This window comes from Spirosoma lituiforme, from assembly GCF_054776635.1.
Map to the genome: position 1 here is coordinate 1 of NZ_BAAHBO010000024.1, position 8,810 is coordinate 8,810.

Consider the following 8,810-nt stretch of genomic DNA (forward strand, 5'->3'; position numbering starts at 1 on the left):
AAAGTCAAAGTTGAAAAGAATGTGGCCGGTTATCTGCTCACTCGCTTAGGACTGAAAGAACCAAAAACAAAAAATAATGCCTGACTTTCAATGGGATAAGGGCAACAAAACCCACATTATCGACCAGTACCCAATTCGAGCCAATACCATTGACGAAATAGAAAGCCTATTTGATGATCCAGCCTTTGCCCCCTTGCCCGACCGCATTGATCAGTACGGGGAACAACGCTATAAAGCGATAGCCAAAAGCAACCTAAACCGCATTTTATACGTTGCTTTTTCAATTAGAAATGGCCAAATTCGGCCCATTAGTTGTCGGCCTGCCAGCCAAAAAGAACGAGAACGCTATGCTCAAATCACCTAAAAACCCGAATAAAAAAGTAACTGCGGCATCAGCGCCAAAGCGGATAGAGGTCATTAAGAACGGTATGACGGAGCAGGAAATGGCCGAGTCGGGCGAAGCTTGGGCTACTCACCAGGGCCCCTATATGACCCTGGCGGAAGTATTAGCCATCGAAAAAGCTAAGCAAGCTTAGTTAGCTTTCTTTTTCCCCTTTGTCATCGTTTTTCCTTCAAGCTGGTTAGCCTGATCGGACAGAGCCTTAGCTTGCTCAGCGGCTTCACGGGCTAAAACTCGTTTTTCGTCGGCCTGCTCCTGTTCAAGTGTCCATTTCATCACCGCACCGGCGTCTTTGGCATATACCCCTTCCATGTAGCTGTAATACTCGGGATTGACTTGCTTGGTGTAACGAACCCGCCAATTATCCCTAGTGAAGGCTTCCAGGTACTTATCGCGTTCACCCCGCAAACTCCAGGCCTGCCAAGTGACCGTGGCCAGGAGGACCACCATCAGCCCGAACCCGTAAGCCCCCACCTGTAGGTATTGGCTCATCTTGCGTTCAGGCGATTGCCGATGAGCCTGTTCAAGCCGGTCGAGTCGGCTGGTGATGGGCGTCAGGTCGATGGCAGGGGCTGTTTGTTTGGATTGACTTTGTTGTAAACCCTGCACTGCTTTGGCTAGCTCGTTGATACTGTCCCGATAATCCGGCGGGGCCTGATTCGGCCATTTGTCTAACTTGGTTTGAAGTTTCTTTACATCCTCGATCAGGGCTTGCAGCAATTCGCTCACTAATTCATTCGTATTCATCTCACATACCTAGGCCACGGCCCTGTTTTAGTTGTTTATCTTCGATTTGCGGCCCTTTCTCCAGGCCAATAGACTTATCTAGCTCCTGCTTCTTGGAAAGCTCTAAAGTCCGTTTTAGACTATTCTCCAGGAGTTGCTCTTGGATGTGGCCCAAACTCAGGCTCTGATGCAATTTGGAGCCCTTAAAAGCCACCTTGATTTCTTCCCCGTTATCAGTCTGGCTCACCCGCTCGAAGCTTAACCCACGGGCTTTACCCGCCTGATCCCGGTTCACAATCACCTCAATCCCACGCTGGGCTAGATCCGCTTTCAATTCGGCGCTGGTGGTCGAACGTTCTAGGCTTTGGCGCACCTCATCGCGCATTTCCAGCCGGTAGCGGTCCCGCTCCGGTACGTGCTCCAGACTGAGCCGGTAGCCCTGCTCCTTCATCAGCGTTAGGCTGTGCTTTTGCTCGATCTCCCGTAGTATCTTCTCCGAGCGGTTGTAATTATGGCTATCACTAATACTTTGGCCGTTGCTGGCCACCCGATTGGCAATGATGTGAAAATGGCTGTGAGCTGTATCTTGGTGTTGGATCACCACGTATTGAGATTGATCTAGACCCATGCCTTTCAGGTACTCGCTGGCCACGGCCTTCATTAACTCCGGCTGAAGCTGTAATCGGGCTTCGTCCTTAGGATCAAAGCTGATGGCCGTATGCCAGACGCTGCGCGTTAGCTCAGGATTCATCTTGGCCTGCCGGGTGAAGTCGGCCACCATCGGGTTCAGCTCATAATCCCGTACGCCCTGGCTCATCAGCACTTGGCCTTTGCCCATTTCCACCTTGTGCATATTGTAAGCGCAACACCCTTTGAAGCTACGGCCAATAGTCGTCTTGGCGATCATAGATCAGCGGGTTTATCTAAGAGTTGGCTTAACTGCTGAAGGAGCCGGTGCGCTTCTAGAGCGATGCTGCGGATACCGTCGGCGTTCGCTTTGTGAGCGATCTGATTGAGGTTATTCCCCAGCCGAGCGACTTGGTTCAACGTCTCATTTTCCTGGGGAGTTAGCCGCACCTGAGCCTGGCCCGTCAACACGATTTGGCGGCAATAATCCGACAGATTGAGCCCCGCTCGCTCGGCCCGTTTCTTGATGGCCAACTCCTCTAAAATCGTCACATAGAGGTTGATTTTCTTATCCCGTTTCTGGGCATTGGGTGGGCGACCACCCTTCTTTTTTACCGGTTCAGATGGGTTCATAAGCAAGCAGAGCGAGCGGTTTTTTCACCCCCGACAGTCGGAGGGGGGACAGCCGTTTACTACCGCAAAAGCTCGACGTAAGGAGAGTTTTTAAGGTAGTAAACATGGCTGGCTACGCAATTCGTAGCAAAATAAGCACGCGTCAGCTTTTTCACAAACAGAGCTGTAGTTTTATTCTTTTTTAACATATGAGTCACATCTGCCGTGTTACTTTTACTGAAAAAAGCACTCAATGAAAACACGACTAATTCTACTACTACTAACCCTAGCCCCATCCTTAATCAGTCAGGCACAAACTCAAAAAGGCAGATGGACAATAGGGGCCGAGCTGGGGAATCTAACCTATCAGCACCAGGATCAATTCAACTCGTTCAAGGCCAGTTTGACTCCAGCGGCAGGCTACTTTATTACCAATGGACTCGTCTTGGGAGCAGGACTACCCATTAGTGGTGGAACCCAGAAATCGGAATATGTAGGGTATTACTTTAATAAAAGCTCAAACTTTACGATTGGCCTGTCCCCCTTCGCACGATACTACTTTGGCAAGACTAATCTTAAGCCCTATCTTGGTTTTGCCTACAGCTATAGCGGCATTACTGGAAAAGTCGAGAGTAACGATACGGCGGGAATGAATACTGGTGAGACTAAAGGCCACTCTAGTATGCTCATGCCAACACTAGGACTAGCTTATTTTGTAAACTCGACGATTGCCTTAGCCCTCAACCTAAACTATAATGTCAGTCATTTAGAAGAAACTACCACAAATACTCAATACGCACCCGGCTCCTATATTAGTGATACACGCAATTTATCCTTGGGCATAGGCTTTCAATTGTTTTTAGGTAAGTAAAAACATTACCCGAATAACCGTCTCCAGAAAGAACTCCTACCCTGCTCAGGCATTCGGTTGGCAATGCCTTCAACCATCTTGGTTAGGTGGTCGATCTGGTTTTGAATATCAACCGGGGCGGCTGGTAGTTGACTTTGGGTGAGCTGCCCTTGGACTAAGCTACGGATATCCTCATTCACATATTGGCCCATCGTTTTACCCGCTCGGCTTGCTCCTTTCTCAATGATGGATCGAGTTTCTAAGTCAACTCCACGTACAGCCCAGATACCGACATCAGGGGCTCGCCGAGTTCGACCACCTTTACCTTTCGTTTTTGCTGTATCTTCATCAAGTGTTTGACTTAACTCGAGTTCTGTTAAACTACCTTCTTCAGCCATTTGAGTTTTGTTAAACGTTTTGTTTAACAGCTAAAGTAGAGAAAGTTAGTGATTTAAATAGTGTTAAACAAAACCTGAATTATGTTTAACACTACTCGAGTTCTGTTTAACATAGTAAATTGGTTATCATAAGTCAGATTATACAACAATTTTGACGGCACTATATGCGACTTTTATTGATCGTGTTGATCACATTCGGATGCTCTACGCAGCTATTAAAGGGGCAAACTAGACCAACCACTAAACTATATCTGTATAACCCCTACGTTAACTTACACCTCGCTATAGACCCTGATAATGTCTTAAAAACTGCATCAGGCACCAAAATCGGGTATGTGTTGATCGAAACGGATTCAGATAGCTTAGGCTTAAAAGATCCTAGCGGTCAACTAGTATACTTAGTCTTAGAGTTAGGTAAAACGTATTACTACGGCTACGATTTTCGCAGTATAACGTACAAAGAGATGTCCCCAAATGCTTTTTGGTTATCGGTTGCGGCTTGGAGTAGATATCATTACCACTATTCTATTACTAAGCAGTCAGGAGTGATTAAAATAGAATAGAAATAGCCTTGGGTTATCATAATGGCACTTATATAACAAAGGTCATTGCTATTTGTACAGTATTTCTTGGTCTGGAATATCATACCCTTTGTCGTTGGGAAACTGGCTGTCTTGATCTGGCCATACGCATTGAAGGACGGGAAAATCTGAATTTTCATAATACAAAACAGCACGCCCTAAATATTCCTCATACATCTCCGGCAGCACAGCTTTAAAATAACAGGGTCGATCATCAAGAATGTCGTCATACAGTACATTTTCTTCTCGTTGAATTCCTTCGGCAATACCATTGCCTATATCGTTCAGTATGGCATGAGCATCTTCCTTTTCTAAACCAGATATAATGATTTCAGCGTGATTAAAGGACTCTTGTAACCCTACTGTATATGAAAATGGGGGCAAGCTCTTATCAACGATATTGAAAACCATCCACCTATATTTGCTTATTTGCTGGGCTATTTGTTGACGGATCTCTTTACTCATAAATTGAATTCTTACAGGGTTGGTCTTTCTTAGATTTTGAAGAACAAATTTGAAAAGTCGAATAACATAAAAATAGTTATACAACAGGTCTAGAAATAGTACTAACTTACTGTGGGGCAGTTCTTTGTACTTTACCTAGACCTGTTGTATAACTAACTTTATGTTATGTGAATAAAGCTAAATTAGCACAACTATCATTCTTAATAGAAACTAAAGAAATTTACATTGAACGGAAGAATAAGACTTATTGCCGGAGAGATAAACGTCATTGGAGAAATAACTTCAGGGGGCATCTCGATTTTGCCAGTTGGTGACTTCTTTATAATATGCCTATATGCCAGATCGGAACGATTGGAGCTTGAAGATGCAGGTAATTATTACATAGATCAACCAGAAGATAATGATGCTCTTAACGCTAAAGAAGTAACTCTACAAATTCAGTATAAGTTACTTAATTATAAAGCAAATAACCTTGTTGGTTCTACCTTCAAAGAAGAGACTGACGTCTATGATGATATTGTAGGCAACCTTTATAACATCTACATATACACCCATGAAGATTTATGGAATAGTAGTATTGAGTTTGTAGCTAAAAAAGAAGACAACTATCACGTTATAGTGAGAGCCGAATCTGACATCCTAGGATCTAACTTTCAAAATGGTGAGGATACCAAAATAGAAATTGACTGTTGGGTTGCTTTGTCGCCTGAGAAAGCGGCTTATTGGTAGTAAAAGTTTTGTTATATAAGTGCAATTATGTTAATCAAGAGATAAATGGCAATGTAACCCACAGCATAGCATGAGCCAAATGCTTACTGATTCCGTTTGTACTCGACTCGGTAATCAGACGGTAATCTATCAACTAGTACGAGGTTACTCTTTCCATCTACCGGGGACGAACGCATACAGTACTCCTCCGTCACAGTATAGATTATAGTCTTATTAGCATCATCTTTTTTAACATCACGTATGTAGCTACTACGACTACCTTTGTTCACCGTTGATAAACCCAATAACTCGTATTTACTGAAGTCAATACTATCTAAAGCCACACCCGGAGCGGTGCGAAAGACTTTTTGATATTGTTGATAATCTGAAATTCGAATACCAAATCTCCCTAAATCACCAATGTTCTGATCGTAGGGTACTGGTAGCTTCTCCATATACCGAATGGCTTCACCTGACAGCTGATCGGAGTGATCTTCACAAAACGGCTTTCTGCATGCTAATACGAATAGCAATATGAATAGCATTGGTAATACAGTTGATTTCTTCATACTAGATATGACCCTTGATAAGACACAATGGTTGAAAGTTCCAATCAAGGTTTCTGTTGTATAATCCTTGTTATGATAACAAAAGTCGATTAAATAGCTACTTTACTCGCTCGATCCGCACACAGTTGACGTACTGATTGACCCGCTCCAAAAGCCTGTAAATCGCCGCTTGATAGTGCGTGTTGTTCTGCAAATTACCTTCGTAGAGCACATCCCGATTCATCTTATTTTCTACCAGTAAGCTGGCGATATGCCAGTTGACGGCTTGCTCGTTAAAGACATCAAGTTGGTAAAAACTCACCAGCAGGGTACCATCGGGGGTACCCGTCAGGCGAAACTGCACGAGATTCTTTGCCTCAAATTCCTTTTCCATCACGGTAGGCGTTCAATTCAGGAGTGACCTTTTAGCCGTAAAATACTACTTTATGTCGGATCTGTTGACTGGTAACTCTAGCCAGTTTTGCGGCTTCTGTTTTCCCTGTTTTGCGCTCCGTTTTCAAAGGTTGATTCTTGGAATAGTTTCTTAACATAAGAACTCTTATACAACACATCTCCAAATAGTACAAATTTCAAAGGGGAGAAGAACGGACTATTAAATAGACCAAAATCGGTTAGTTTTGCTACTCATGAAGCCTACTTTACTCACAACCGCAATACTCCTTTTAACCACAATTTATACTCAGGCCCAACAAGATAAGTGGCAAGTGGGCGTAGAAGCACAGTTGGTTTTTGCTCGGTACCAGACCAACGATCCGGGTCATCTACTCAAACCAGGGTTTAGCGTGCCAACGGGTACGGGGCGTCTAGCCTTGGGCCGATCACTCAATGAACAGGGGTTAGTTGTAGAATCAGGCCTAGGCTATCGCCAAATTCCCCAAGCGACAGCCTTACAATTAGCTCCTTTCAATGGCTTCTCGGCGACTAACGGCATAGGGGTATGGTCTATTCCTATCGGCCTACGCCAAGATGTAACCCGGCTACTGTTTCCCCGGCATCCCCCTAGAGTCCGACTCGCTTTAAAGACGGGTTTACTCAACCAGTTTGCCGCAGCCGAAGGCGTCGAGAAAGTCACATTCACCCAAACGGGATCGGGATGGAGTTTAGCAGGCCATTCAACTTTGCTGAATCACTATTCGTTAGCTCTCTATACAGGCATTGAATTAGGGCTTCCCTTCCATAAAATCGATTTGCTGCTGCAATGGGGCCAAGTTTATGGGTTGAGTCGCATCTTAATAACCCAAATTAGGTATCAACTGAATGGCACGAGTCAGCAGGCTTCGGTCAATAATTCGGGCTCTGCTCTGGGCGGTATCGGCCTGGGTCTACGCTACCACTTTACTAACCAGTAAGACCGATCAACTGGTTTGACATCATGAAGAATTGCCTATTTGACAGGCACGAAAACTCGTGCTTAAACAGTTCATTATTAGTTAGTTAAATACTAAAAAATGCATTTACTAACTAAATTTATAGTTTGCCCCCTCCTGCCCTTTTCACTTCTTTGGTGTTTTTGTTTTTTTCTGCTTTTTCTTAACCCTTTAATATTTTTTGGTGTCAGCTTTTTTTTGGTTTGTGACAGCTCCCTAAAAGCCGTTTTTTTTCAACACAAATTTTGTGTATTTGTACTATTTGTACTATTTGTAGAGGCTGCAACTATTTGAAAATCAGTTTCTTATGAGGCTTTAAAGAAACGTTTGGTGTGTGAAAAGAAACGTTTGGTGTGTGAAAAGAAACGTTTGGTGTGTGAAAAGAAACGTTTGGTGTGTGAAAAAGAAACGTTTGGTGTGTGAAAAGAAACAGTATATTTAAACTGTTTTATATTTTTGTTATTTTTACCCATAAATCTCTGAAGATTAATGGAAACCGCTATACAGGTACGGCAACATAATGCTATTACAAATGCTCGTTATGAGTATTCAGAGTTGCAATTAGACATCTTTCTGTACTTACTTTCAAGACTTCGTAAGAATCAACCGGATGGAGTTTATGAGGTGTCAGTAATTGAAATGAGTAAGCTAACAGGGAAAAAGTATGACTACCAAAAATTGCGCCTAGCCACCGAAGGTATGGGTAGCCGTATGTTTGAAATACCCAATGAGACTGACAAGAAAGGCAGGCAGGTATGGCGGCAAATGTGGATGTTTGATAGGGTAGATTATGTTCATGGAACGGGGGTTATTGAGGTTGAATTCACTCGGACTATTCAGCCGTATCTATTCGATTTGAAAGCTACTTTTACCTCTTTTCAACTCTATTCGGCCCTGCGCTTAGGCAGTAAACATGCCAAACGTATCTATACTTTGTGTAACCAATGGAAAGATAAAGGGCAAACACCGGAGTACATTATTGAGGATTTAAAACGCATGATTGGACTGGTCAACGAGAAAGGGGAAGAAGAATATGGTCCATTTTCAATGTTCAGAAAGAGAGTATTAGATGAGTCAGTTAAGCAAATCAATCAACATACTGATTTACACATCAATTACACTCTTCAAAAGAAGGGCCGTAGTTTCAGAAGCATCACCTTTGATGTTAAAGCTCAACCCTTGTCCATTGCTCTGCCGGTCAAGGATGAACTTACTAAAGTAAGAGCTGCTCCGGTAGGGATTTCCGAAAGCCAGTATCAAAATGTCCGGCTTTTACTGGAAAAGTGGAACATCAAACGGGCCGATGTATTGAATCAAATCATGAACTCCGCCGAACTGATTCAGGAAGTCAATAAGTTTGCCTACGAGTTGCAGACAGGAAAAGTCAAAGTTGAAAAGAATGTGGCCGGTTATCTGCTCACTCGCTTAGGACTGAAAGAACCAAAAACAAAAAATAATGCCTGACTTTCAATGGGATAAGGGCAACAAAACCCACATTATCGACCAG

13 protein-coding genes are annotated in these 8,810 nt (G+C 43.5%); 6 read left to right on the top strand and 7 right to left on the bottom strand.

Going from position 1 to position 8,810, the window contains the following annotated elements; genetic code table 11:
• The first annotated feature begins 76 nt into the window (after positions 1-76).
• Both ACYU87_RS27245 and ACYU87_RS27250 read left to right on the top strand, forming a co-directional pair.
• Positions 77-364: a BrnT family toxin gene (locus tag ACYU87_RS27245; protein WP_461137166.1), complete on the top strand. Its 288-nt coding sequence runs from the start codon at positions 77-79 to the stop codon at positions 362-364.
• Positions 348-536 (top strand): hypothetical protein, encoded by a 189-nt coding sequence (locus ACYU87_RS27250; RefSeq protein ID WP_461137167.1) that lies wholly within the window; start codon positions 348-350, stop codon positions 534-536. The genes ACYU87_RS27245 and ACYU87_RS27250 overlap by 17 nt, the downstream gene beginning before the upstream one ends.
• On the opposite strand, the gene ACYU87_RS27255 is transcribed toward ACYU87_RS27250, so the two are convergent.
• The 3 genes from ACYU87_RS27255 to ACYU87_RS27265 are packed head-to-tail and all read right to left on the bottom strand — an operon-like array spanning position 533 to position 2,386.
• On the bottom strand, positions 533-1,147 hold the full coding sequence (locus ACYU87_RS27255; protein WP_461137168.1) for a hypothetical protein: 615 nt from the start codon (positions 1,145-1,147) through the stop codon (positions 533-535). The genes ACYU87_RS27250 and ACYU87_RS27255 overlap by 4 nt on opposite strands.
• 1 nt (position 1,148) lies before the next feature.
• On the bottom strand, positions 1,149-2,033 hold the full coding sequence (locus tag ACYU87_RS27260) for a relaxase/mobilization nuclease domain-containing protein (protein ID WP_461137169.1): 885 nt from the start codon (positions 2,031-2,033) through the stop codon (positions 1,149-1,151).
• The gene (locus ACYU87_RS27265) at positions 2,030-2,386 is read right to left on the bottom strand and encodes a plasmid mobilization protein (RefSeq protein WP_461137170.1); all 357 of its coding nucleotides are present in this window, start codon (positions 2,384-2,386) and stop codon (positions 2,030-2,032) included. Before ACYU87_RS27265 ends, ACYU87_RS27260 begins: the two co-directional genes overlap by 4 nt.
• A 232-nt stretch (positions 2,387-2,618) precedes the next feature.
• Between ACYU87_RS27265 and ACYU87_RS27270 the strand changes: the two genes are divergently transcribed.
• On the top strand, positions 2,619-3,236 hold the full coding sequence (locus ACYU87_RS27270) for an outer membrane beta-barrel protein (RefSeq protein WP_461137171.1): 618 nt from the start codon (positions 2,619-2,621) through the stop codon (positions 3,234-3,236).
• Positions 3,237-3,241: 5 nt separating this feature from the next.
• Here the strand turns inward: ACYU87_RS27270 and ACYU87_RS27275 are convergent, their stop codons facing one another.
• A complete protein-coding gene (locus tag ACYU87_RS27275; protein ID WP_461137172.1) occupies positions 3,242-3,613 on the bottom strand; it encodes a hypothetical protein in 372 nt (123 codons plus the stop codon).
• Positions 3,614-4,224: 611 nt separating this feature from the next.
• Positions 4,225-4,659, bottom strand: coding sequence for a DUF4262 domain-containing protein (locus ACYU87_RS27280; RefSeq protein ID WP_461137173.1), 435 nt, complete (start codon positions 4,657-4,659; stop codon positions 4,225-4,227).
• Positions 4,660-4,884: 225 nt separating this feature from the next.
• On the opposite strand from ACYU87_RS27280, the gene ACYU87_RS27285 reads away from it, so the two are divergent.
• Positions 4,885-5,388: a hypothetical protein gene (locus ACYU87_RS27285; protein ID WP_461137174.1), complete on the top strand. Its 504-nt coding sequence runs from the start codon at positions 4,885-4,887 to the stop codon at positions 5,386-5,388.
• Between the two features lie 83 nt (positions 5,389-5,471).
• On the opposite strand, the gene ACYU87_RS27290 is transcribed toward ACYU87_RS27285, so the two are convergent.
• The gene (locus ACYU87_RS27290; RefSeq protein WP_461137175.1) at positions 5,472-5,936 is read right to left on the bottom strand and encodes a hypothetical protein; all 465 of its coding nucleotides are present in this window, start codon (positions 5,934-5,936) and stop codon (positions 5,472-5,474) included.
• Positions 5,937-6,033: 97 nt separating this feature from the next.
• The gene (locus ACYU87_RS27295) at positions 6,034-6,309 is read right to left on the bottom strand and encodes a hypothetical protein (protein ID WP_461137176.1); all 276 of its coding nucleotides are present in this window, start codon (positions 6,307-6,309) and stop codon (positions 6,034-6,036) included.
• Positions 6,310-6,562: 253 nt separating this feature from the next.
• Between ACYU87_RS27295 and ACYU87_RS27300 the strand changes: the two genes are divergently transcribed.
• Both ACYU87_RS27300 and ACYU87_RS27305 read left to right on the top strand, forming a co-directional pair.
• Positions 6,563-7,285, top strand: a complete 723-nt coding sequence (locus tag ACYU87_RS27300) for a hypothetical protein (RefSeq protein ID WP_461137177.1) — start codon at positions 6,563-6,565, stop codon at positions 7,283-7,285.
• A gap of 507 nt (positions 7,286-7,792) precedes the next feature.
• The gene (locus ACYU87_RS27305; RefSeq protein ID WP_461137178.1) at positions 7,793-8,767 is read left to right on the top strand and encodes a RepB family plasmid replication initiator protein; all 975 of its coding nucleotides are present in this window, start codon (positions 7,793-7,795) and stop codon (positions 8,765-8,767) included.
• Positions 8,768-8,810: the final 43 nt, after the last annotated feature.